We start from the raw sequence: 23,177 nt of genomic DNA on the forward strand, positions 1-23,177 counted from the left end.
AGCTCGAACTCACGGAGAGTCAGCGTAGGCGCCGGGCGTCGACCGGGGCGGGCGCGGTCTCGGTTTCGCCCGCCCGCCGATGGTCGTCGGCCCGCTTCCCGTCCGGCTCGCCGTCGGTCCCGGGCCCGGTATCCGGGCGTGTTTCATGCCCGGACCCGTGCCCGGTCCCGTGAGTCGTCTGCACGTCGGTACCGGTGGGCAGGCCCCGCCACGGCAGCCGACGATAGGTCAGCGCCATCAGTGCGACCACGATGACGGTGCTGGCCACCGTCGCGTCCACGATCTGAAAGAGCGCGAACCGGTCGCCGTTGGCGGTCGGGCCGAAGATGCCGACGATCAGCGACACCGCGATCGCCGCGATCCGGAATCCGGGCCGGGTGGCCCAGGCGGCCAGCGGGATGATCGCCCAGAGCAGATACCAGGGCTGGACCACCGGGAACAGCAGCACGGTGGCGCCGAGCGCCACCCCGAGTCCGCCGACGGGGTGTAGGCGGCCGCGCAGCACGGCCAGCAGCAGCCAGCTGACCACCACGGCGATCACCAGCACGCCGATGGCGCGGGTCAGCGACAGGATCGCGGTGGTGTGGTCGCCCAACCCGAGCAGGATCCCGACCTGCCCGGTGGCCAGCGCCAGCAGGGTCGGGGGTGACATCCAGCTGCGCACGACGTTGGCGGTGCCCAGGGTGAACAACCACCCGAAACCGAGCCCGCTGGCCCAGCCGACCAGCGCCATCGTCGCCAGCGAGATCACGCCCAACCCGCCGCCGGCGACCAGGAACGCCTTCAGGGTTCCGCCCCAGCGGCAGGCCAATGCCATCGCGACGAATCCGAGCGCCAACAGTGACGGCAGTTTGACCTGCGAGGACAACGTGATCAGGACGGCGCCGAGGACGAGTTGGCCCAGCGGAGCCCAGGCCCGCCACTGATCGCGGGTCGCAGGCCAGCTCAGTGGTCGCGGCAGCAGACGTTCGGTGGCGTCGATACCGCGCAGCGCGAACTCCGTGCCGGCCAGCATCAGGCCCAGCATCAGTGCCTCGTTGTGGATCCCGGCGACCAGATGCATGAACAGCAGCGGGTTGGTCGCGCCCAGCCACATCGCGCTGACCTCGGCCACGCCGCAGCGCCGGGCCAGTCGCGGTGTCGCCCACACGATCAGGCCCACGCCGACCAGGACCACGACGCGGTGGCACAGCACCGCCGCCACGATGTTCTCGCCGGTGATCGCCGAGATGCCCCGCCCGATCCAGAGGAACAGCGGACCGTAGGGAGCCGGGGTCTCCCGCCAGAGACTGGGCACTGAGAGGGTGAACACATGGTCGAGGCCCAGGCCGGGCGCCGGACCGACCCGGTAGGGGTCCAGGCCCAGGCGGGCGATCTGGCTCTGTGCCAGGTAGGAGTAGACGTCCTTGCTGTACATCGGGGGCGCGACGAGCAGGGGCAGCATCCACAGCAGCAGGGTGTGATCGAGCTGCCCGCGTGTCATGCGGCGCTTGCCCAGCGCGAACCTGCCCAGCATGAGCCAGGCCAGGGCCATCATCACCGCGCCCGTGGTGGTCATCGTCAGCGAGACCGTCTGGATTCGCGACGGCAGGTTGAGCAGCCGCACCCCGAAGGTGGGATCCTGGACGACGGGCCGGGCCCCGGCGCCCAGGGCGCCGATGGCCATCAGGACGGTGCCGGTGGCGCCGAAACGCCGCGTCCGGCGCAGCGCGACGAGCTCGGCACCGTTGAGCGGCGAGCCCACGGTGCGCTCGTCGCCGTGCCAGCGGGCGATCGACGAGCTCCACGAGCGTTGGCGGGCGGCCACGTGAGCAGCGTAGCGGCCCCGATATTCCCGGCCGGGCATGTGAGCAACCCAACGCCGAGCTAAGGGTCCCCTTCCTAGACCCGCATCCGGAATTGCGTCACACTGGTGTTGTGAAAATCCGTCCAGAGGCCACGGGCGTCGCTGCGCCCTCGCCGGAAGTGCAGTCGCACCAGGACGGTCACACCCGAAGCGCCATCATCCGGCTGCTGTTGGAGTCCGGGCCGATCACCGCGGGCAGCGTCGGTGACCGGCTGGGGATCTCCGCGGCGGGCGTGCGCCGACACCTCGACGCGCTGATCGAGGCCGGGGACGCGGAGGCCAAGACCGCCGCGGCATGGCAGCAGGAAGGGCGCGGCCGTCCGGCCAAGCGCTACCGGCTCACCGCGGCGGGCCGGGCCAAACTCGAGCACACCTACGACGATCTGGCCTCGGCGGCCATGCGCGCATTGCGGGAGGTCGGAGGCGAGGAGGCGGTGCGGACCTTCGCCCGGCGCCGCATCGACAGCATCCTCGGCGAGGTCGAGGCGGTCTCCAGTGAGCGCGACGCCGACGTCGAGGCCACCGCCGACCGGGTTGCCGAGGCGTTGAGCAAGGCGGGCTACGCCACCACCACATCCCGGGTGACCGCCGGCAGCGGCGGCAGCCGCGTGCAGGGTGTCCAGATCTGTCAGCACCACTGTCCGGTGTCGCACGTCGCCGAGGAGTTTCCCGAACTGTGCGAAGCCGAGCAGGCGGCCATGGCCGAGCTGCTGGGTACCCACGTCCAACGGCTGGCGACGATCGTCAACGGAGACTTCGCATGTACCACCCACGTCCCGCTGAGCCCGGTGCAGACCTAGCCGACCGGGCCAGCAGGCCAACCGACCCGAGCATGACCTTCGGCGCACAGCCCGCGCCGAAGCCACCACGAGCGATCGAAGGAGCGTCGCAATGACTCTCACCCCGGAGGCTTCCGTTTCGAAGCCCGCCGAACCGCTGACCCAGGAAGAGGCCATCGCCTCGCTGGGCCGGTACGGCTACGGCTGGGCGGACTCCGACGTCGCCGGCGCCAGCGCCCAGCGCGGGCTGTCCGAGGCGGTGGTGCGCGACATCTCGGCGAAGAAGAACGAACCCGAGTGGATGCTCGACATCCGGCTGCGCGCGCTGCGCACGTTCGGCAAGAAGCCGATGCCGAGGTGGGGGTCCAACCTGGACGGCATCGACTTCGACAACATCAAGTACTTCGTGCGCTCCACCGAGAAGCAGGCGGCCACCTGGGACGACCTGCCCGAGGACATTCGCAACACCTACGACAAGCTGGGTATCCCGGAGGCGGAGAAGCAGCGCCTGGTCTCGGGTGTGGCCGCGCAGTACGAGTCGGAGGTGGTCTACCACCAGATCCGCGAGGACCTGGAAGCCCAGGGTGTGCTGTTCCTGGACACGGACACCGCGTTGAAGGAGCACCCGGAGATCTTCAAGCAGTACTTCGGCACCGTGATCCCGGCCGGCGACAACAAGTTCTCCGCCCTCAACACCGCGGTGTGGAGTGGCGGGTCCTTCATCTACGTGCCGCCGGGCGTGCACGTCGACATTCCGCTGCAGGCCTACTTCCGGATCAACACCGAGAACATGGGCCAGTTCGAGCGGACACTGATCATCGTCGACGAGGGCGCCTACGTGCACTACGTCGAGGGCTGCACCGCACCGATCTACAAGAGCGACTCGCTGCACTCGGCGGTCGTGGAGATCATCGTCAAGCAGGGCGGCCGCTGCCGGTACACCACGATCCAGAACTGGTCGAACAACGTCTACAACCTCGTCACCAAGCGTGCCCGCGCCGAGGCCGGCGCCACCATGGAGTGGATCGACGGCAACATCGGGTCGAAGGTGACGATGAAGTACCCGGCGGTGTGGATGACCGGGGAGCACGCCAAGGGCGAGGTGCTCTCGGTGGCCTTCGCCGGGGAGGGGCAGCACCAGGACACCGGCGCCAAGATGCTGCACCTGGCCCCGAACACGTCGAGCAACATCGTCTCCAAGTCGGTGGCCCGCGGCGGTGGCCGCGCCTCCTACCGCGGCCTGGTCCAGGTCAACAAGGGCGCGCACGGCTCGCGTTCCAGTGTGAAATGCGATGCGCTGCTGGTCGACACGGTCAGCCGCAGCGACACCTACCCCTACGTCGACATCCGCGAGGACGACGTCACGATGGGCCATGAGGCCACGGTGTCGAAGGTCAGCGAGGACCAGCTGTTCTACCTGATGAGCCGCGGGATGACCGAGGACGAGGCGATGGCGATGGTGGTGCGCGGCTTCGTCGAGCCCATCGCCAAGGAACTGCCCATGGAGTATGCGCTGGAACTCAACCGGCTCATCGAGCTGCAGATGGAAGGCGCGGTCGGATAACAGTGGCATCGAATTTCACTGAGGCCGTAGAAGGTTCGGCACTCTCCGCGGTCAACGACGGCTCGACATTGGCTACCGCCAACGACGGCTCGACATTGGCTACCGCCAACGACGGCTCGACATTGGCTACCGCCAACGACGGCTCGACATTGGCTACCGCCAATAAGGGCGAACTGTTCTCCTCGTTCGACGTCGACGCCTTCGAGGTGCCCGGCGGCCGCGACGAGATCTGGCGGTTCACCCCGCTGAGGCGGTTGCGCGGGCTGCACGACGGCTCGGCGCTCGCCACCGGGACCGCGGGGATCACCGTCTCCGAGCGCCCGGGAGTGACGGTGGAGACCGTCCGCCGGGGCGACCCGCGGCTCGGCGAGGCCGGTGCGCCCACCGACCGGGTCGCCGCCCAGGCCTATTCGTCGTTCAACTCGGCGACGGTGGTCACCGTCGCCCGTGACACCGAGGTCGCCGAACCGATCGAGATCACCGTCGACGGCCCCGGTGAGGGCGCGACGGCGTACGGACATCTGCAGATCCGCGTCGAGGAGCTGTCGCGGGCCATCGTCGTCGTCGACCTGCGCGGCAGCGGCACCTACGCCGATAACGTCGAGATCCTCGTCGGCGATTCGGCCGGGCTCGGGGTGATCTGGATCGCCGACTGGGCCGACGACATGGTCCACGTGAGCGCCCACCATGCCCGGTTGGGCAAGGACGCGGTGCTGGGCCACGTCAACGTGACCCTCGGTGGCGACGTCGTGCGGACCACCGCGACGGTGCGCTTCGCCGGACCCGGCGGCGACGCCCAGATGCTGGGCACCTACTTCGCCGACGACGGCCAGCACTTCGAGTCCCGGTTGCTCGTCGATCACTCCCAACCGAACTGCAAGTCCGACGTGCTGTATAAGGGCGCGCTGCAAGGGGATCCGGATTCGGCCAGGCCCGACGCCCACACGGTCTGGGTGGGTGATGTGCTCATCCGCGCGGAGGCCACCGGCACCGACACCTTCGAGGTCAACCGCAACCTGGTGCTCACCGACGGTGCGCGCGCCGACTCCGTACCCAACCTGGAGATCGAGACGGGCGAGATCATCGGGGCCGGCCACGCAAGCGCGACCGGACGTTTCGACGACGAGCAGCTGTTCTACCTGCGCGCCCGCGGAATCCCGGAGGAGCAGGCCCGTCGGCTCGTGGTGCGCGGCTTCTTCGGCGAGATCATCGCCAAGATCGCCGTCCCCGCGGTGCGCGAACGCCTAACCGAAGCCATTGAACGTGAACTAGCGATCACCGAATCGAGAAGCAACTGACATGACCACTCTGGAAATCAAAGACCTGCACGTCTCGGTCGCCAACCCGGATGCCGTCGGCGAGGAGATCCCGATCCTCAAGGGAGTCAACCTCACCGTCAGGTCGGGGGAGACCCATGCTGTCATGGGCCCCAACGGATCCGGCAAGTCGACGCTGTCCTACGCCATCGCGGGGCATCCGAAGTACACCGTCAGCTCCGGCTCGATCACCCTCGACGGTGAGGACGTCCTGGCGATGAGCATCGACGAGCGCGCCCGCGCGGGTCTGTTCCTGGCCATGCAGTACCCGGTGGAGGTGCCCGGGGTGTCGATGTCGAACTTTCTGCGCACCGCGGCCACCGCGGTGCGTGGCGAGGCGCCGAAGCTTCGCCACTGGGTCAAGGAAGTGAAGTCGGCGATGTCCGACCTCGACATCGACCCCTCGTTCGGTGAGCGCAGCGTCAACGAGGGCTTCTCCGGCGGCGAGAAGAAGCGTCACGAGATCCTGCAGCTGGGCCTGCTCAAGCCGAAGATCGCGATCCTCGACGAAACCGACTCCGGCCTCGACGTCGACGCGCTGCGCGTGGTGAGTGAGGGCGTCAACCGCTACGCGGAGGCCGAGCACGGCGGCATCCTGCTGATCACCCACTACACCCGGATCCTGCGCTACATCCGGCCGCAGTTCGTGCACGTGTTCGTCGACGGGCGCATCGTGGCCTCCGGTGGGCCCGAACTGGCCGACGAGCTCGAAGAAAACGGCTACGTGCGGTTCACTCAGGCGGCCGCCGGGACGGCGTCCTAGGGGGCACCGCGGTCATGACAGCCTCGGTCAACTCGGTCAACCTCGACCTCACGGCGATCCGCGCCGATTTCCCGATTCTGCATCGGGTCATGCGGGGCGGAAACCAGCTGGCGTACCTCGACTCGGGTGCCACCTCGCAGAAGCCGCTTCAGGTGCTCGACGCCGAACGGGAGTTCCTCACCACCTCCTACGGTGCCGTCCACCGCGGCGCCCACCAGTTGATGGAGGAGGCCACCGACGCCTACGAACAGGGCCGCGAGGACATTGCGGCGTTCGTCGGAGCCGATGCCGACGAGCTGGTGTTCACCAAGAACGCCACCGAGGCGATCAACCTGGTCTCCTACGTTCTCGGTGACAGCCGCTTCGAACGTGCGCTGGGCCCCGGCGACGTCATCGTCACCACCGAGGCCGAACACCATGCCAACCTGATCCCGTGGCAGGAACTGGCCCGGCGCACCGGCGCCGAGCTGCGCTGGTACGGGGTCGCCGACTCGGGCCCGCAGGCCGGACGCATCGATCTGGACTCGTTGCAGCTCGACGAGCGGGTGAAGGTGGTTGCCTTCACCCATCACTCGAACGTCACCGGTGCCGTCGCGCCGGTGGCCGAGTTCGTCCGGCGCGCCAACCAGGTCGGCGCGCTGACCGTGTTGGACGCCTGCCAGTCGGTGCCGCACCAGCCGGTCGACTTCCACGGACTCGACGTCGACTTCGCGGCGTTCTCGGGGCACAAGATGCTGGGGCCGACCGGGATCGGGGTGCTCTACGGGCGGCGCGGGCTGCTGGAGTCGATGCCCCCGTTCCTCACCGGCGGGTCGATGATCGAGACCGTCACCATGGAGGGCGCCACCTATGCCCCGGCCCCGCAGCGGTTCGAGGCGGGCACGCCGATGACCTCGCAGGTGGTCGGGCTGGCCGCGGCGACGCGGTATCTCGACGCGATCGGGATGTCGGCGGTGGAGGCCCACGAATCGCAGCTGGTGGCCGCCGCGTTGGCCGGGTTGGCGACGGTGCCCGGGGTGCGCGTGATCGGTCCCGAGACCATGGTTGACCGGGGGTCCCCGGTCAGTTTCGTGGTCGAGGGCGTGCATGCCCACGACGTCGGGCAGGTGCTCGACGACGACGGGGTCGCGGTGCGGGTGGGGCACCACTGCGCCTGGCCGCTGCATCGCCGCTTCGGTATCGCCGCCACGGCTCGGGCGTCCTTCGCCGTCTACAACACCCTCGACGAGGTCGACCGTCTGGTCGCCGGTGTGCGGCGCGCCGTGGAGTTCTTCGGCGGGGACTGACATGCGACTGGAACAGATGTACCAGGAAGTGATCCTGGACCACTACAAGCATCCGCACCATCGCGGACTGCGCGAGCCCTTCGGCGCCGAGGTGCACCACGTCAACCCCACCTGTGGGGACGAGATCACGCTGCGGGTGGCGCTGTCGCAGGACGGCGAGACGGTCGACGACGTGTCCTACGACGGGCAGGGCTGCTCGATCAGCCAGGCGGCCACCTCGGTGCTGGCCGACCAGGTCATCGGCGCCACCGTCGGCGACGCACTGAAGATGGTCGCGGCCTTCACCGAGATGGTCTCGTCGCGCGGCACCGTCGACGGTGACGAGGAGTTGATCGGCGACGGCATCGCCTTCGCCGGAGTGGCCAAGTACCCGGCCCGGGTCAAATGCGCGCTGTTGGGTTGGATGGCCTTCAAGGACGCCGTGGCGCAAGCCAGTGAGGAGACACCCAGTGAGGAGAAGTCGTCATGAGTGACACCGCACCTCAGAGCGCCGACGAGGCGGGCACCGAGGCGCCGGATCCGGAACTGCTCGCCGACCTCGAAGAGGCGATGCGCGACGTCGTGGATCCCGAGCTCGGGATCAACGTCGTGGACCTCGGTTTGGTCTACGGCCTCAACCTGGAGGAGAGCGACGCCGGGACCGTTGCCCTGCTCGACATGACCCTCACCTCGGCGGCCTGCCCCCTGACCGACGTGATCGAGGATCAGTCGCGTACCGCCCTGGTGGGCGCCGGGCTGGTCAGCGAGTTGAAGATCAACTGGGTGTGGAATCCGCCGTGGGGCCCGGACAAGATCACCGAGGACGGCCGCGAGCAGCTGCGGGCGCTGGGGTTCACCGTCTGAGCGGGTGACGGGCGCGCGTCCCGGCTCATCCGGCCGGGGACCGGCTCAGGCGATGGCTTTCCAGACACTGGCCGTCAGAGGATGGCCGTCAGACGATGGCCGTCAGACGATGGCCTGCGGATCGACGCTGCGTTTGGCCTCCAGCCGGTACCACGTCCACCAGAACACCAGCGCGGCCGCCACCGATCCCGCGAACGCCAACGCGTGCGCCCCGAGGTAGAGGTTGAACTGGCCGGCCTGGTTCAGCGGGCCTTCGCGCCACCCCGTCATCGTCAGTAGCGTCCCGGCCACCAGCGTCGCGATTCCGAAGGTCGCGACGATGACTACGAATATCGTGCGCAGCGTGTAGCGGGCGGCCCCCGGAGACACCACGGCCCGCAACCGTCCGGTGCGGGCGAGCAGGTAGGACGCGCCGCAGCCCACCACGAGCGCCACCGCATCGGCGGCCAGGGTGTCGGAGAGTCGGTGTGCGTGCGCGGCGATGGTGAAGGCACCCATGCCCACCGTCGCGGTGAGCGCGAAGAACATCGCGACGCCGCGGTAGCGGTAGGGCACCACCACCAGCAGGGCGAACAGCAGCGTCATCGCCACGGTGGTGTGCCCGCTGGGCAGGGTGTTCTCCATGTGCTTGGTCGGCACGAGCGCGAGGTCCGGGCGTGGGAGGACGAAGTGCTTGAGGATCTGGGTGATCGCCTGGCCGACCAGGATGATCGCCACGCCGGCGATCGCGAGCACCCGCTGGCGGCGCAGCAGCCCGATCGCGGCCACCACCAACGTCGCCAGGGCCACCGACGACATCGTGACGAGACCCATGGCGTCGTGGCCCCGCTCGCGCTGCTCGGGGTTGGCCTGGCTGTTGCCGCGCAGCGCGGCGTTCTCCAGGGTCTGCCCGGTCACGGTCTGCGAGGACAGCCAGTACACCGCGCCCCCGAAGATCAGCGCGAGGACCAGCACCAGCATCCAACGCCGGCCGGCGCGGCGCACCAGGCGTTCCGCGAGGTACGGGCCGACATCGGGGTGCGGCCCGGCGGCCGCCCGCGACGGGGCTTGATCGGGTAGCACGTGCGACGGCTCCTTCCCCCTGGCTCGGCCGTGGTGACCGGGTCCCTTCCGATTGTGACGTGCCGCCGCCGTTCGCGTGCGGGTTGGGCACAGGCCGGAGTGCAGGGCCGGGGCGGGGTGCCCTCACGGATGTGGCCGCGCGTCGTTGCCGGTGCGCGGAAGGCGAAACACCCGGCGTGCCCGGAGCCGGTGGGCAATCCGGGGAATGCCAAGGCCCGGACGAGGATCTTCGAGGCGGGCCAACGGCTCCGCCCCGGACCCGATCCGCAAATCTCGTCCACTGCGCTGGAATTGCGGATAATCCCCGGTTCCGGTGTTGGCACAGGCCGTCGCTATTTGCCTGGTCGGGCTCCCGGAAGGGAAATTCGGTAATTGCACGGCACGGTCACGCCGATTTGGTTACGGTTTGCTGTGTACCCATCCCATCGGTCGTGATGGGAGGCCGCAAATAGTGTCATTCGACGCGCGGGAGTGGTCCTGTCATGGTCCGAATTGTCTTCTGTCCCGGGATGGGTGAGCGGCGTCGCGGGCGCCGTCGCCGCCGTCAATTCGGATTGTCTGCATCCGAAATGGCGGTGAGAAGTGGGCAGTGAGAAATGTGCGGTGAGAAATACGCGATCGCAATTGAGCGCTGACATGGTCGCATTTCGGCGGCGCCGACCGCACGCACCGGCCCCGGTCCGCCACTGGCTCGCGGCCGGGGTGCTCGCCGCCGGCCTGGGGGTCGCGATGCTTGCCGGAACCGGTACCGCGGCCGCCAGTCCCGGCGAATCGGGATCCCCGGGTGCCGCGGGGTCCGGCGCCGATCGGGCGGGCGACCGGGGGACTTCGGGTGCGATATCGACGTCGCGGGTGCGGGGCGAACGAGAGCGGTATCAGGTCGGCCGGCCCGGGGCGGACATGCGCGACCGCGACGGTGCCGCCGCGGGAAACCGCGCCTCGTATGGTCTGCGGCGCAGCCGTGCCGAACGGGCCGCCGAGGAACGCGGCATGAGCGAGGCCGAGGCCGACCGCAGCGTCCGCGCTGACGAGTCCGACACCTTCACCGGAGGTGATGAGTCCGAGGCTGTCAACGGGGGTGGCGAGTCCGAGGCCGACCGCAGCGTCCGCGCTGACGAGTCCGACACCTTCACCGGGGGTGGCGAGTCCGAAACGGTCGCCGGGGGTGAGTCCGAAACGGTCGCCGGAGGTGGCCAGTCCGAGACCGAAGAGTCCGGTGCCACCGACGACCCGGTGTCCGATGCCGACGGAGCGCCCGCCGACGAGGTCGGCGAGCCCGAGACCGAAGGGCCCGGCGAATCCGAGAGCGCGCAGGACGGCCCCGTCATCGGCGATGCCGATGCCACCGAGGACCAGGACGCTGCGCCGCCGTCCGGCACCGGCCAGGAGGCCGACGACGCGGCCGACCCAGGTCGGGACGTGGGTGCGGACATGGTCGTCGCCGGCGGACAGGGGGCCGGTGCCACCGATACCGGGACGTCCGAGCTGCGCGGCGCCGGTGTCGCGGCCGGAACCAGCACCGAAAGCGCCGGGCCGGGGCCGGCACCGGCCACCGCGGCGGATGCCGCTTCACCGGCCACCGCGGCGGATGCCGCTTCACCGGCCACCGCGGCGGATGCCGCTTCTGCGACGACCGCGGCGGCTACCGCTGCACCAGCCACGGCGGACACCGCTGCACCGGCCACGGCGGACACCGCAGAGGTGCCGGGCACCCGCGTGACGGTCGGTTCGATGATCGCCGACTTCCTGTACTCCCTCGGACTGCGTCTGCAGCTGAGCCCGCACTTCCTGGCCATCCCGGTGCCCGACTTCATGTCGGCCTGGTGGCTGGGCGTGCGGGAACGCATCTACGGCGAGCCGGTGGGTGATCCGGTGACGCCCACCGAGCCGGTGGACCCCGACCCGCCGTCGGCGCCGGACCACGACCCCGAACTGCTGTGGGAGACGAACTTCGACGACCTGGCCGAGACGCTGACCCGCTGGGGTCTGCAAAGCGGCCGCTGGGGTCAGTCCGCGGGGGAGAACCAGTACTACACCGACGGCGACAACATCTTCATCGACGAGGAGGGGAACCTCGTCATCGAGGCCCGGGCCGAGACGCCGCCGGACGGGGCGGAGGCACCGAACGACTACACCTCGGCGCGTGTGGTCACCTACGGCAAGCAGACCGTGGAGGTCGGTACGCGGATCGTGGCACGCATGCAGCTGCCCTATACGCAGGGGACGTTGCCGGCCTTCTGGATGGTGGGGCTGGAACCCGGCCACGAATTCGACTGGCCCCGCCAGGGCGAGATCGACATCGTCGAGCTGCCGGGCCTCGGCGGCGAGGACGCGAGTACGACGTGGACGGGCAATATCCACGGACCTTCCGAATCGGACAATACCGTCGACGTCAAACTTCAGGGAAATGACGCCGATCTGGGCGTCGACCTCTCGGAGGGATTTCACGACTACGGGATCGATTGGCATACCGACCGAATTGTCTGGCACGTGGACGGTGCCGAGGTAGCCGAGATCAACCAGGATGAATACGAGGCGCTCGGCGGCGATTGGACGGCATTTTCCGGTGCCTGGTCGTATTACCTGATTCTCAACGTGGCTGTCGGGAATCCGTGGACTGGTGACCCGGACGTGTCATCGGAATTTCCGGCGCAGATGAAAGTCGACTGGGTGCGCGCCTATGCGCTGTGACGATTCTGCGCGCTGGTGGCCGCGCGGTGAAGCTGGGAACATGGCCGGTGTGACCCAACGTTAGGAGAGACGTGGCTACTCAAGACATCACCGCCGAGCAATTCAACGACATCATCAACGGCAACGAAATCGTGCTGGTCGATTTCTGGGCGTCGTGGTGCGGGCCGTGCAAGTCGTTCGCACCCACCTTCAAGGCGTCCTCGGAGAAGCACCCCGATGTGGTGTTCGCCAAGGTGGACACCGAGGCCGAGCAGGAACTGGCCTCGGCCGCCCAGATCCGCTCCATTCCCACGCTGATGGCCTTCAAGAAGGGCAATCTGCTGTTCAACCAGCCCGGTGCCCTTCCGCCGGCCGCGCTCGAGGACCTCATCCAGCAGGTCAAGGACTTCGACGTCGAGGCAGCGATCGCCGAACAGAACGCCGAATAGCCCGGGGACAAACCCGGCATCACCGCACGCACGGCGCGCGATAGCGTGCTGTGCGTGAGTGCTGACGCTGAGACCCAGTTCGTCCTGGTGGAGCGGCCGCGACCGCACGTCGCCCTGATCACGCTGAACCGGCCCGAGCGGATGAACTCGATGGCGTTCGACGTGATGGTCCCGTTGCGCCGGGTGCTCGACGAGGTGACCCACGACAACTCGGTGCGCGCGGTGGTGCTCACCGGAGCAGGGCGCGGATTCTCCTCGGGAGCCGACCACAAGTCGGCGGGCAGCGTCCCCCATGTCGACGGGCTGACCCGTCCCACGTTCGGGTTGCGCTCGATGCAGGTGCTCGACGAGGTCATCCTGGCCCTGCGCAAGCTGCATCAGCCGGTGATCGCCGCGGTCAACGGCGCGGCGATCGGCGGGGGACTGTGCCTGGCCCTGGCCTGCGACATCCGCGTGGCCGCCCGGAGTGCCTATTTCCGGGCCGCCGGCATCAGCAACGGGCTGACCGCCAGCGAACTCGGGCTTAGTTTCCTGTTGCCCCGCGCCATCGGCTCTTCGCGGGCGTTCGAGATGATGCTGACCGGCCGGGACGTCGATGCGGACGAGGCCGAGCGCATCGGGCTGGTCTCCCGCCAGGTGCCCGACACCGACCTGCTGCAGACCTGCTATTCGATGGCCGAACGCATCGCCGGCTTCTCGCGGCCGGGTATCGAGTTGACCAAGCGCACGCTATGGACTGGACTGGACGCCGCTACCCTTGAGGGGCACATGCAGGCGGAAGGCCTGGGCCAACTCTACGTACGCCTGCTCACGTCGAACTTCGAAGAAGCGGTGGCGGCGCGCGCGGAGCAGCGGCCCCCGGACTTCACCGACGACAAATAACGCAGACGCAATCGGCAGGAGTGTGACCCGTGATCACCGCAACGGACCTGGAGGTCCGCGCCGGCGCGCGCACGCTGCTGTTGGCCGAGGGGCCGGCGTTGCGGGTGCAGCCCGGCGACCGCATCGGGCTCGTTGGCCGCAATGGGGCGGGCAAGACCACGACGATGCGGATCCTGGCCGGCGAGGGTGAACCGTACGCCGGGAGCCTGATGCGCAGCGGCGAGATCGGATACCTGCCGCAGGATCCGAAGGAGGGCGACCTCGACGTGCTGGCCCGTGACCGGGTGCTCTCGGCGCGCGGCCTCGACACCCTGCTCTCCGATCTGGAGAAGCAGCAGGTGCTGATGGCCGAGGTGGCCGACGAGACCGCGCGGGACAAGGCGGTGCGACGCTACGGCCAGCTCGAGGAGCGTTTCGCGGCGCTGGGCGGGTACGCCGCCGAGAGCGAGGCCGGCCGGATCTGCGCAAGCCTGGGGCTTCCCGAACGGGTGCTGACCCAACCGCTGCGCACGCTCTCCGGCGGCCAGCGGCGCCGGATCGAGCTGGCGCGCATTCTGTTCGCGGCGTCCGACAGCGGGGCGGGCTCGGCCACCACGCTGCTGCTCGACGAGCCGACCAACCATCTCGACGCCGATTCCATCGGCTGGCTTCGGGACTTCCTGCACAACCACACCGGCGGGCTGGTGGTCATCAGTCACAACGTCGACCTCCTGGCCGACGTCGTCAATCGGGTCTGGTTCCTCGATGCGGTACGCGGGGAGGTCGACGTCTACAACATGGGCTGGCAGAAGTACCTCGACGCACGCGCCACCGACGAGCAGCGACGCCGCCGGGAACGCGCCAACGCCGAACGCAAGGCGTCCGCGCTGCGCAGCCAGGCCGCCAAGATGGGCGCCAAGGCCACCAAAGCGGTGGCGGCGCAGAACATGTTGCGCCGCGCGGACCGGATGCTGGCCTCTCTGGAGGACGAGCGGGTCGCCGACAAGGTGGCGCGCATCAAGTTCCCCACACCGGCGCCCTGCGGGCGCACACCGCTGGTGGTCAAGGGACTCACCAAGAACTACGGGTCGCTGGAGGTGTTCACCGGCGTGGATCTGGCCATCGACCGCGGCTCGCGGGTGGTGGTCCTGGGGCTCAACGGTGCCGGGAAGACGACGCTGCTGCGATTGCTCGCCGGCGTGGAGGTTCCCGACTCCGGAGGGTTGGAGCCGGGGCACGGCCTCAAGATCGGCTACTTCGCCCAGGAACACGACACCCTCGACGATCACGCCACGGTCTGGGAGAACATCCGCCACGCCGCACCCGACACCGGCGAGCAGGAGCTGCGAGGACTGTTGGGTGCGTTCATGTTCACCGGTCCCCAGTTGGACCAGCCGGCCGGGACCCTCTCCGGCGGCGAGAAGACCCGACTGGCGCTGGCGGGCCTGGTCGCCTCGACGGCCAATGTGCTGCTGCTCGACGAGCCGACGAACAACCTCGATCCCGCCTCGCGGGAGCAGGTGCTCGACGCGTTGCGCAGCTACGCCGGTGCCGTCGTCCTGGTGACCCACGATCCCGGGGCCGCCGAGGCCCTGGATCCGCAACGGGTGGTTCTGCTGCCCGACGGCACCGAGGACTTCTGGTCCGAGGAATATCGCGACCTCATCGAGCTGGCCTGAGCCCGGCGCGACCCAACAACGGAGCGCCACCGCCGATTTGGTGATTTCTGTCACACTGCCGGTCGTGGCTTCCTACGCTGGATCCGGCGGGGTCGGTACAGCCGGGGAGGCGTCGATGAGGAAGCCCGACAAGGCGCGCGAGCAGCTGATCAGGGAAATACGCAACGCCTACGAACGCGGCGCCAGCATCCGGTCGCTGGTGGCCTCCACCGGCCGGTCTTACGGTTCGATTCACAGCATGCTGCGTGAATCGGGAACGGCGATGCGCAGTCGCGGCGGACCCAACCACCGGACCCGGCGCGACTGACGGCGGCACCGCGGGGGCGAGGTCTGCCGAGCCTCGGGTCAGGAACGGTCGGTCCGCAGACCGGTGACGCGGTCGAAACGGTGTACGGCGGCGGGATCGGCCGACAGGCACACCGTGGCGCCCGGCCGCAGACCGGCGAGTTGACCCGCATCGACTTTACCGGCCGCGGCGGCCGCGGCCCGTGCGGCGAAGGAGGGCTCGGTGGATTTACCGCCCAGGGCGATGGCCCCACCGAGCACCCTCCGCGCGATGCCCTCACTCTCCAGCTTCTCGATGTCCCGGCGGATCGTCATCGCCGACACACCGAATTCCGTTGCCAACGACGTGAAGTCGACTTCGCGGTCGGCGTCGATCCGTTCCGCGATCGCCGCGCGCCGCAGGTGTGCGCTCATGCCGTTGGCCATGCTGCGAAGCTTAGGGCAGTGGCCGGTCCTAATGTGAACCGATCACAGATCTCACATGTGCAGTGCGTTGTCGATCACTTCGCCTTGATGGCGTTCTCCACCTCGTCGGCGGGGATCTCCTTGGTGCAGAAGAACCAATCCTCACACTGCACGTCGGATTCGGTGCCCGACATCCGTTCGGCGGCCACACCGCAGGAACCGGCGGTCGGCACAATGACCCGGTCGCCGGGCCGCCAGTCCGCCGGCGTGGCCACACCGAAGTGATCGGCGGCCTGCAGTGCCTTGACCACCCGCAGCAGCTCGTCGAAGTTGCGGCCGAGGCTCAGCGGGTAGTAGATGATGGTCCGGATCACGCCCTCGGGGTCGATGACGAACACCGCGCGGACGGCCTTGGTGGAGTCCTCGCCGGGCATGATCATGCCGTACTTGCCCGCCACCTCCATCGTGATGTCCTCGATCAGGGGGAAGGTCACCTCGACGTTCTTCATGTCGCGGAAGGTGATCTTGTCCTTGATCGTCCGGAGCCACGCGATGTGGCTGTAGAGGCCGTCGACCGACAGGCCGACCAGCTTGGTGTTGTAGGCGGCGAACTGGTCCTGCATCGACGCGAACGTCATGAACTCACTGGTGCACACCGGGGTGAAGTCGGCCGGGTGCGAGAACAGGATCACCCAGCTGCCGGCGTAGTCGGCCGGGAAGTTGATCTCGCCCTGGGTGGTCACGGCGGTGAACTCGGGTGCGGGATCACCGATGCGCGGCATCGGTGCGGCCGGTTGCGGTCCCTCGACGGTGGTCATGATTGGCACTCCTTTCATCGTGGTTTATACCCCGTGGGGTATAAATCAATGATGGCACAGGCTTGCCTAACTTGTCACGGGTGAATGGCCTCACTCAGAGGACGAAGGTCCCTCGTTGCCGGTGGTCAGCGTTGGCGCACCGAATCCTCCACCAGGTCGAGCACGGCGGAGAGTCGCGTCGCGTCCTCGCCGGCGGCCAGGCGCGCGACCAGACCGTCGAGCACCAGATCGAGGTAGACCTGCAGCACCTCGCCGGGCACATCATCGCGAAGCCGCCCGGCCTCCTTTTGGCGGCGCAGCCGGTCGTGGGTGGCCGCCGACAGCTCGGCGGACCGCTCGGCCCAGCCCCGGCTGAACACCGGATCGTTGCGCAGCTTGCGGGCGATCTCCAAACGTGTTGCCAACCAATCGAACTGCTCGGGCGCGGCGAGCAGATCGCGCATCACCTGAATCAGCCCCTCCCGCGAGGCGACATCGGCCATGCGCTCGGCATCCTCGCGGGCCAACTCGAAGAACAGCGAGTCCTTGTCCCGGAAGTGGTGGAAGATCGCCCCCCGGGACAGTCCGATGGTCTGCTCGAGGCGGCGCACCGTCGCCTTGTCATAGCCGTATTCGGCGAAACAGCGACGGGCGCCGTCGAGGATCTGGCGGCGGCGGGCCGCCAGGTGGTCCTCACTGACCCTAGGCATCGGAGGGCATCTCGTCGGGCTGGATTCCGGTCCGACGCCGAACTAGCCGGACTTCAGCATGTTGCGCAGGACGTACTGCAGAATGCCGCCGTTGCGGTAGTAGTCGGCCTCACCCGGTGTGTCGATGCGGACCACCGCGTCGAACTCCACCTTCGAACCGTCCTCCTTGGTGGCGGTCACGTGAACCGTCCGTGGCGTGGCGCCCTTGTTGAGTTCCTCGATGCCGGTGATGTCGTAGGTCTCGGTGCCGTCGAGCTTCAGCGAGGCCGCCGACTCGCCCGCGGGGAACTGCAGCGGGATGACGCCCATGCCGATCAGGTTCGACCGGTGGATGCGCTCGAAGGACTCGGTGATCACCGCGCGCACGCCCAGCAGGCTGGTGCCCTTGGCGGCCCAGTCGCGGGAGGAACCGGAGCCGTACTCCTTGCCGCCGAGCACCACCAGCGGAGTGCCCTGCGCCGCGTAGTTCTGCGCGGCGTCGTAGATGAACGCCTGCGGAGCGCCCTCGGCGGTGAAGTCACGGGTGTAGCCGCCGGACACATCGTCGAGCAGCTGGTTGCGCAGCCGGATGTTGGCGAAGGTGCCGCGGATCATCACCTCGTGGTTGCCGCGCCGTGAGCCGTAGGAGTTGTAGTCCTTGCGTGCAACGCCGTTGGCCTCGAGGTACTGCGCGGCCGGGGTTCCCGGCTTGATGTTGCCGGCCGGGGAGATGTGGTCGGTGGTCACCGAATCACCCAGCAGGGCAAGCACCCTGGCGCCCTTGATGTCGGAGACCGGCGCCGGTTCGGCCGGCATCCCGTCGAAGTAGGGAGGCTTGCGCACGTAGGTCGACTTCGCGTCCCACTCGAAGGTCCGGCCCGACGGGGTGGGCAGGTTCTGCCAGCGCTCGTCGCCCTTGAACACATCGGCGTAGTTCTTGGTGAACATCTCCTCGTTGATCGCCGAGGCGATGGTGTCGGAGATGTCCTTGGGCGAGGGCCAGATGTCCTTGAGGAAGACGTCGTTGCCGTCGCCGTCCTTGCCCAGCGGGTCGGAGTCGAAGTCGAAGTCCATCGTGCCGGCCAGGGCGTAGGCGATCACCAGCGGCGGGGAGGCCAGGTAGTTCATCTTGACATCGGGGGAGATACGCCCCTCGAAGTTGCGGTTGCCGGACAGCACCGCGGTGACCGTCAGGTCGTTGTCGTTGATGGCCGCCGAGATCTCCTCGGGCAGCGGGCCGCTGTTGCCGATGCAGGTGGTGCAGCCGTAGCCCACCAGGTAGAAGCCGAGCTTCTCCAGGTAGGGCCACAGGCCGGCCTTGTCGTAGTAGTCGCTGACGACCTGCGACCCGGGGGCCATCGAGGTCTTCACCCAGGGCTTGGCCGACAGGCCCTTCTCGACGGCGTTCTTGGCCAGCAGCGCCGCACCCAGCATCACCGACGGGTTGGAGGTGTTGGTGCAGGAGGTGATCGAGGCGATCGCCACCGCGCCGTGGTCGAGCACGAAGTCGCCGCGCTCGGACGAGGACACCTTGACCGGCTTGCTCGGCCGTCCGGAGGACCCGTTGGCCGCCGACTCCAGCACGGCGTCGTCGTCGGCGAACGACAGCGAGACCGGGTCGCTGGCCGGGAAGGACTCCTCGACCGCTTCGTCGAGCTTGGTCTCCGGGGCCGGGTGGTTCTCCTCGACGTAGTTGTGGATGTCCTTGCGGAAGGCGGTCTTGGCATCGGAGAGTTCGATGCGGTCCTGGGGGCGCTTGGGGCCGGCGATCGAGGGCACCACGTCGCCCAGATCGAGCTCGAGGTACTCGGAGTAGGCGGGCTCGTGGTCGGGGTCGTGCCACATGCCCTGCGCCTTGGCGTAGGACTCGACGAGGGCCAGCTGGTCCTCGGGCCGCCCGGTCAGGCGCAGGTAGTCGATGGTGACCTCGTCGATCGGGAAAATCGCCGCGGTGGAGCCGAACTCGGGGCTCATGTTGCCCAGCGTGGCGCGGTTGGCCAGCGGGACCTCGGCCACGCCCTTGCCGTAGAACTCGACGAACTTGCCCACCACCCCGTGCTTGCGCAGCATGTCGGTGACGGTGAGCACGACGTCGGTGGCGGTCACGCCCGGCTTGATCTCACCGGTCAGCTTGAATCCGACCACCCGCGGGATGAGCATCGAGACCGGCTGGCCGAGCATGGCGGCCTCCGCCTCGATGCCGCCGACGCCCCAGCCCAGGACGCCCAGGCCGTTGACCATCGTGGTGTGGCTGTCGGTGCCCACGCAGGTGTCGGGGTAGGCCACCATGGCGCCGCTCGCGTTTGCGCGCGTCATCACGGTGCGGGCCAGATACTCGATGTTGACCTGGTGCACGATGCCGGTGCCCGGCGGGACGACCTTGAAGTCGTCGAAGGCGCCCTGGCCCCAGCGCAGGAACTGGTAGCGCTCGCCGTTGCGCGAGTACTCGATCTCGACATTGCGCTCGAACGCGTCGGCGCTGCCGAAGACGTCGATGATCACCGAGTGGTCGATGACGAGCTCGGCCGGCGCCAGCGGGTTCACCTTGTCGGGGTCGCCGCCGAGTTCGCCGACGGCTTCACGCATGGTCGCCAGGTCGACGATGCACGGCACGCCGGTGAAGTCCTGCATGATGACGCGGGCCGGGGTGAACTGGATCTCGATGCTGGGGTCGGCCGACGGATCCCAGTGGGCGATCGCCTCGATGTGTTCCTTGGTGATGTTGGCGCCGTCCTCGGTGCGCAACAGATTCTCGGCGAGCACCTTGAGGCTGTAGGGGAGTTTCTCGGTACCGGGAACCGCGTCGAGGCGGTAGATCTCGTAGCTGGCGTCTCCGACTTCGAGCGTGTCGCGCGCTCCGAATGAATTCACGGAATCTTTGCTGGTCACATCAACTCCCGGCGTTTAGTTTTCAGCGCAGACGGGCTGTGTCTGCGGTCCGACTCCATCCTAACAGTACGCTTGTACTGCAACGTGGGGGGTCGGGTTCGCGGTCTGAGCTGGCTTTGCGGGTCCCAGTCTTCTCTTCTCGGGCGCGTGCTGCCACCCGGATGACGGGGTGTCGCGTACCGTAGTTGGGCACTGTTGGACAGCACTGTTGGACAGCCGGCTGGCCCGGCCGGGTGGCCCGCGTGTGAAACGGCACCGCCGGGTGCGACATGGCAACGCCGCGTGCGATGTGGGCGTGCGACATGAGAGGAAGGCCACCGATGACGGGTTGGGGCCCCGAAGTGGTGCCGGCGGGCTCGCTCGTCGCCGTTCCGGTGCCGGCCTACATCCCCGGCGACGTCGACATCGAGGCGGTCAAGGCCGAGGTGGCCGCCGACGGCGTCAGTGCCCCGGCGGCCGACCAACCCGGTCTGCTCCAGGTCGTCGAGGAGGCTGCGGCGCAGGGCATCGATCTCAAGATCGTCGTGATCGAGCACAATCCGCCCATCGACACGCCGCTGCGCGATATCGCCACCGCGGTGGGCGAGGCCAATCCGGGCTCGACGGTGCTGGTGATGAGTCCGTCCTACGCCGGGACCTACAGCCCGACCTACGACCGCGTCACCCTGGAGGCCGGCGAGGACCTGGCCAAGACCGGCAATCCGGTGCAGTCCTCACAGAATTTTCTCAGTCAGCTGAATACGCCGGATTTCCCCTGGACCGGTCTCACCATTGTGCTGCTGATCGCCGTATTTCTGGCGGCCATTGTGACCCGCGTCCTGCAGGTCAAAGGCAAACGAGAAGAGCCTACTGAAAGTGCTTCCACCAGCGGTGATTAGCCGACATCGCAGATCACCGGCAAATTAAGAACATCACCATTTGGTCACAACGCAATTAATTACATTATTGTAATTTGTGACTCATGTTTCATTAGCGACAGCTGTGACGTACGGTGCGAACGGTGCCTATTGATATAGGTGTGTCTGTAGTGATTACTGGGTGCATGCGCCACCCGGTCCCGTTCAGCCCTGAGGAGACATGAGTCGCATGAGACCCATCCACGGCGCATCTCCCTTACTGGCCCCCGTGCTGACCGGAGCGTTGCTGTTCGGCACGCCCGGTCTGGTGACATCGGGGGTGGCCGCCGCCGACCCGGACACCAACCCCACCGGACTGGCCGCGCTGATCGCCGACGTCGCCGAGGCGAACCAGAAGCTCCAGGAACTCGGCGCGGCGATTCAGACGCAGCAAGAAGGCGTGAACAAGGCGATCCTGGATGTGCAGACCGCGCGGGACAAGGCCGCCGAGGCCCAGCAGGACCTGGAAGCCAGTCAGCGGGGCGTGGCCAACGCCGACGCCGCGATCGACGACGCCCAGCGGCGATTCGACGAGTACGCCGCGGCACGCTACGTCGGCGGTCCCAGCGCCTCGTACCTGACCGCCGGCAGCCCCGAGGATTTCGTGGCCGACGCCGCAGCGGGGCAGACGCTGTCGGCCAGCACCGAGACGTTCCGGGCCAGCCTGCAGCGCGCCCGCGTCGAGCAGGCCAACAAGGAGTCCGCGGCGCGGCTGGCCAAGCAGAAGGCCGACGACGCGGCCTCGGCGGCTCTGACCAGCCAGGACGACGCGGTGGACGCGCTCAAACAGGCCCAGCAGAAGTTCTCCGACCAGGAATCCCAGGTCCACGAGCTGGCGGCCGCCCGCGACAGCGCCCAGGCCCGACTGGAGGCCGCCAGGCGGGTGCAGACGCCGGCGGCACCGGAGGGCAGGGCCCCGGGCGCCGGTCCCGCGGCCGGTCCGGCCGCACAGCCCCCGGCCGGCGCGCCGGCGCCGGAAGCGGACTGGGATCGCAGCGCCACGGGTCCGTCGGCGTCCGGCGCACCGCCGTTCGGCGACGTCAGTCAGTGGGACACCACGCTGCCGATGATTCCGAGCGCCTTCGTCTCCGGCGACCCGATCGCGATCATCAACGCGGTCCTGCAGATCGCCGCGACGTCACTCCAGGTCACCGCCGAACTCGGGCGGAAGTTCCTGACGAAGCTGGGCATCCTCAAGCCCACCGACACCGGCATCACCAATGGCGCTATCCCGCAGCTCTACGGCTCGCGCGCCTCGGAGTACGTCATCCAACGGGCGATGTCGCAGATGGGTGTGCCCTACTCCTGGGGCGGCGGCAACGCCGCGGGCCCCAGCAACGGCATCGACTCCGGTGCCGGCACCGTCGGCTTCGACTGCTCGGGGCTGATCCTCTACGCCTTCGCCGGGGTGGGCATCAAGCTTCCGCACTACTCGGGCTCGCAGTACAACATGGGCCGCAAGATCCCGTCGTCGCAGATGCGTCGCGGTGACGTCATCTTCTACGGCCCCGGCGGCAGCCAGCACGTCACGCTCTATCTCGGCAACGGCCAGATGCTGGAGGCGCCCTACACCGGTTCGCACGTCAAGATCTCGCCGGTGCGCACCAGTGGCATGACGCCCTATGTCATCCGCTACATCGAATACTGATATCGAATACTGATATCGAATACTGATTGGTTCAAAACGCATGCGTGACAAGCTCCTTCGTATCCACGGGGCACTCGTGTCCCTGGTGGGGGCCATCATGATGACGGTCGCGCTGGCGACTCCGGCCGCCGCCGCACCCCAGGACGGGCAGTGGGACCCGACCCTGCCGAAACTGCTCAGCGCCGGGGCCCCCGGGGACCCGCTGGCCATCGCCAACGCGTCCCTGGCCGCCACGGCCCAGGCGACCCAGGCGACGATGGACCTGGGACGAAAGTTCCTGGCCACCCTCGGCATCGGGGGCGGCCCCGCGACGGTGGCGCCCGGTCGGGTGCGCGGCCCCCAGGCCATCGAGTACGTGATCCGCCGCGGCGGCTCCCAGATGGGCGTGCCCTATTCCTGGGGTGGGGGCAAACCTACGGGTCCGAGCACCCTGTCTCTTCTACACTTCTC

At 68.3% G+C, this 23,177-nt stretch carries 20 protein-coding genes and 1 pseudogene; 15 read left to right on the top strand and 6 right to left on the bottom strand.

The features are described from left to right. Positions 1–19: 19 nt before the first annotated feature. Positions 20–1,807, bottom strand: a complete 1,788-nt coding sequence (mptB, locus tag CSR00_RS09930; RefSeq protein WP_176561984.1) for a polyprenol phosphomannose-dependent alpha 1,6 mannosyltransferase MptB — start codon at positions 1,805–1,807, stop codon at positions 20–22. 23 nt (positions 1,808–1,830) lie between these two features. Here mptB and CSR00_RS09935 point away from each other — a divergent pair, with 23 nt between their 5' ends. The 7 genes from CSR00_RS09935 to CSR00_RS09965 all read left to right on the top strand — a co-directional run bounded on the left by CSR00_RS09935 (position 1,831) and on the right by CSR00_RS09965 (position 8,397). After that, positions 1,831–2,646: a helix-turn-helix transcriptional regulator gene (locus CSR00_RS09935; RefSeq protein WP_407662415.1), complete on the top strand. Its 816-nt coding sequence runs from the start codon at positions 1,831–1,833 to the stop codon at positions 2,644–2,646. Between the two features lie 91 nt (positions 2,647–2,737). After that, positions 2,738–4,189: a Fe-S cluster assembly protein SufB gene (gene sufB / locus CSR00_RS09940; RefSeq protein ID WP_099022227.1), complete on the top strand. Its 1,452-nt coding sequence runs from the start codon at positions 2,738–2,740 to the stop codon at positions 4,187–4,189. Positions 4,190–4,311: 122 nt separating this feature from the next. Then, the gene (gene sufD / locus CSR00_RS09945; protein ID WP_099022252.1) at positions 4,312–5,487 is read left to right on the top strand and encodes a Fe-S cluster assembly protein SufD; all 1,176 of its coding nucleotides are present in this window, start codon (positions 4,312–4,314) and stop codon (positions 5,485–5,487) included. A 1-nt stretch (position 5,488) separates the two neighbouring features. After that, a complete protein-coding gene (gene sufC, locus CSR00_RS09950; RefSeq protein WP_099022228.1) occupies positions 5,489–6,268 on the top strand; it encodes a Fe-S cluster assembly ATPase SufC in 780 nt (259 codons plus the stop codon). A 14-nt stretch (positions 6,269–6,282) separates the two neighbouring features. Then, a complete protein-coding gene (locus tag CSR00_RS09955) occupies positions 6,283–7,554 on the top strand; it encodes a cysteine desulfurase (protein ID WP_099022229.1) in 1,272 nt (423 codons plus the stop codon). A gap of 1 nt (position 7,555) precedes the next feature. Further along, positions 7,556–8,023, top strand: coding sequence for a Fe-S cluster assembly sulfur transfer protein SufU (gene sufU / locus CSR00_RS09960; protein WP_099022230.1), 468 nt, complete (start codon positions 7,556–7,558; stop codon positions 8,021–8,023). Continuing rightward, the gene (locus CSR00_RS09965; RefSeq protein ID WP_099022231.1) at positions 8,020–8,397 is read left to right on the top strand and encodes a metal-sulfur cluster assembly factor; all 378 of its coding nucleotides are present in this window, start codon (positions 8,020–8,022) and stop codon (positions 8,395–8,397) included. Before sufU ends, CSR00_RS09965 begins: the two co-directional genes overlap by 4 nt. A gap of 102 nt (positions 8,398–8,499) precedes the next feature. Here CSR00_RS09965 and CSR00_RS09970 read toward each other — a convergent pair whose 3' ends face one another. Continuing rightward, entirely contained in the window at positions 8,500–9,459 is a 960-nt protein-coding gene (locus CSR00_RS09970) for a phosphatase PAP2 family protein (RefSeq protein WP_245905928.1), read from the bottom strand. A gap of 636 nt (positions 9,460–10,095) precedes the next feature. Here CSR00_RS09970 and CSR00_RS31230 point away from each other — a divergent pair. From CSR00_RS31230 to CSR00_RS09995, 5 genes are all read left to right on the top strand, one after another. Continuing rightward, on the top strand, positions 10,096–12,150 hold the full coding sequence (locus tag CSR00_RS31230) for a family 16 glycosylhydrolase (protein WP_245905929.1): 2,055 nt from the start codon (positions 10,096–10,098) through the stop codon (positions 12,148–12,150). 71 nt (positions 12,151–12,221) lie between these two features. Next, the gene (gene trxA, locus CSR00_RS09980; protein WP_099022232.1) at positions 12,222–12,578 is read left to right on the top strand and encodes a thioredoxin; all 357 of its coding nucleotides are present in this window, start codon (positions 12,222–12,224) and stop codon (positions 12,576–12,578) included. A gap of 45 nt (positions 12,579–12,623) precedes the next feature. After that, positions 12,624–13,460: an enoyl-CoA hydratase gene (locus CSR00_RS09985; RefSeq protein WP_099022233.1), complete on the top strand. Its 837-nt coding sequence runs from the start codon at positions 12,624–12,626 to the stop codon at positions 13,458–13,460. 29 nt (positions 13,461–13,489) lie between these two features. Continuing rightward, a complete protein-coding gene (locus CSR00_RS09990; RefSeq protein ID WP_099022234.1) occupies positions 13,490–15,118 on the top strand; it encodes an ABC-F family ATP-binding cassette domain-containing protein in 1,629 nt (542 codons plus the stop codon). A gap of 115 nt (positions 15,119–15,233) precedes the next feature. Next, positions 15,234–15,425, top strand: a complete 192-nt coding sequence (locus CSR00_RS09995; RefSeq protein ID WP_099022235.1) for a helix-turn-helix domain-containing protein — start codon at positions 15,234–15,236, stop codon at positions 15,423–15,425. 38 nt (positions 15,426–15,463) lie between these two features. Here the strand turns inward: CSR00_RS09995 and CSR00_RS10000 are convergent, their stop codons facing one another. From CSR00_RS10000 to acnA, 4 genes are all read right to left on the bottom strand, one after another. Next, positions 15,464–15,829 (bottom strand): DeoR family transcriptional regulator, encoded by a 366-nt coding sequence (locus tag CSR00_RS10000; RefSeq protein WP_407662414.1) that lies wholly within the window; start codon positions 15,827–15,829, stop codon positions 15,464–15,466. Positions 15,830–15,903: 74 nt separating this feature from the next. Further along, positions 15,904–16,626: a peroxiredoxin gene (locus tag CSR00_RS10005; RefSeq protein WP_176561986.1), complete on the bottom strand. Its 723-nt coding sequence runs from the start codon at positions 16,624–16,626 to the stop codon at positions 15,904–15,906. Positions 16,627–16,751: 125 nt separating this feature from the next. Next, on the bottom strand, positions 16,752–17,315 hold the full coding sequence (locus tag CSR00_RS10010; RefSeq protein ID WP_099022236.1) for a TetR/AcrR family transcriptional regulator: 564 nt from the start codon (positions 17,313–17,315) through the stop codon (positions 16,752–16,754). 42 nt (positions 17,316–17,357) lie between these two features. After that, positions 17,358–20,183, bottom strand: coding sequence for an aconitate hydratase AcnA (acnA, locus tag CSR00_RS10015; RefSeq protein WP_099022237.1), 2,826 nt, complete (start codon positions 20,181–20,183; stop codon positions 17,358–17,360). Positions 20,184–20,503: 320 nt separating this feature from the next. On the opposite strand from acnA, the gene CSR00_RS10020 reads away from it, so the two are divergent. The 3 genes and pseudogenes from CSR00_RS10020 to CSR00_RS10030 all read left to right on the top strand — a co-directional run. Continuing rightward, positions 20,504–21,061 (top strand): Rv1476 family membrane protein, encoded by a 558-nt coding sequence (locus CSR00_RS10020; RefSeq protein ID WP_099022238.1) that lies wholly within the window; start codon positions 20,504–20,506, stop codon positions 21,059–21,061. A 199-nt stretch (positions 21,062–21,260) separates the two neighbouring features. Beyond that, the gene (ripA, locus tag CSR00_RS10025; protein ID WP_245905930.1) at positions 21,261–22,727 is read left to right on the top strand and encodes an NlpC/P60 family peptidoglycan endopeptidase RipA; all 1,467 of its coding nucleotides are present in this window, start codon (positions 21,261–21,263) and stop codon (positions 22,725–22,727) included. A 97-nt stretch (positions 22,728–22,824) separates the two neighbouring features. Beyond that, positions 22,825–23,177: pseudogene (locus CSR00_RS10030) on the top strand (NlpC/P60 family peptidoglycan endopeptidase RipB); the annotation flags it as partial.

Origin of the sequence: Mycolicibacterium palauense (assembly GCF_002592005.1) — a bacterium.
Lineage (GTDB): Bacteria > Actinomycetota > Actinomycetes > Mycobacteriales > Mycobacteriaceae > Mycobacterium > Mycobacterium palauense.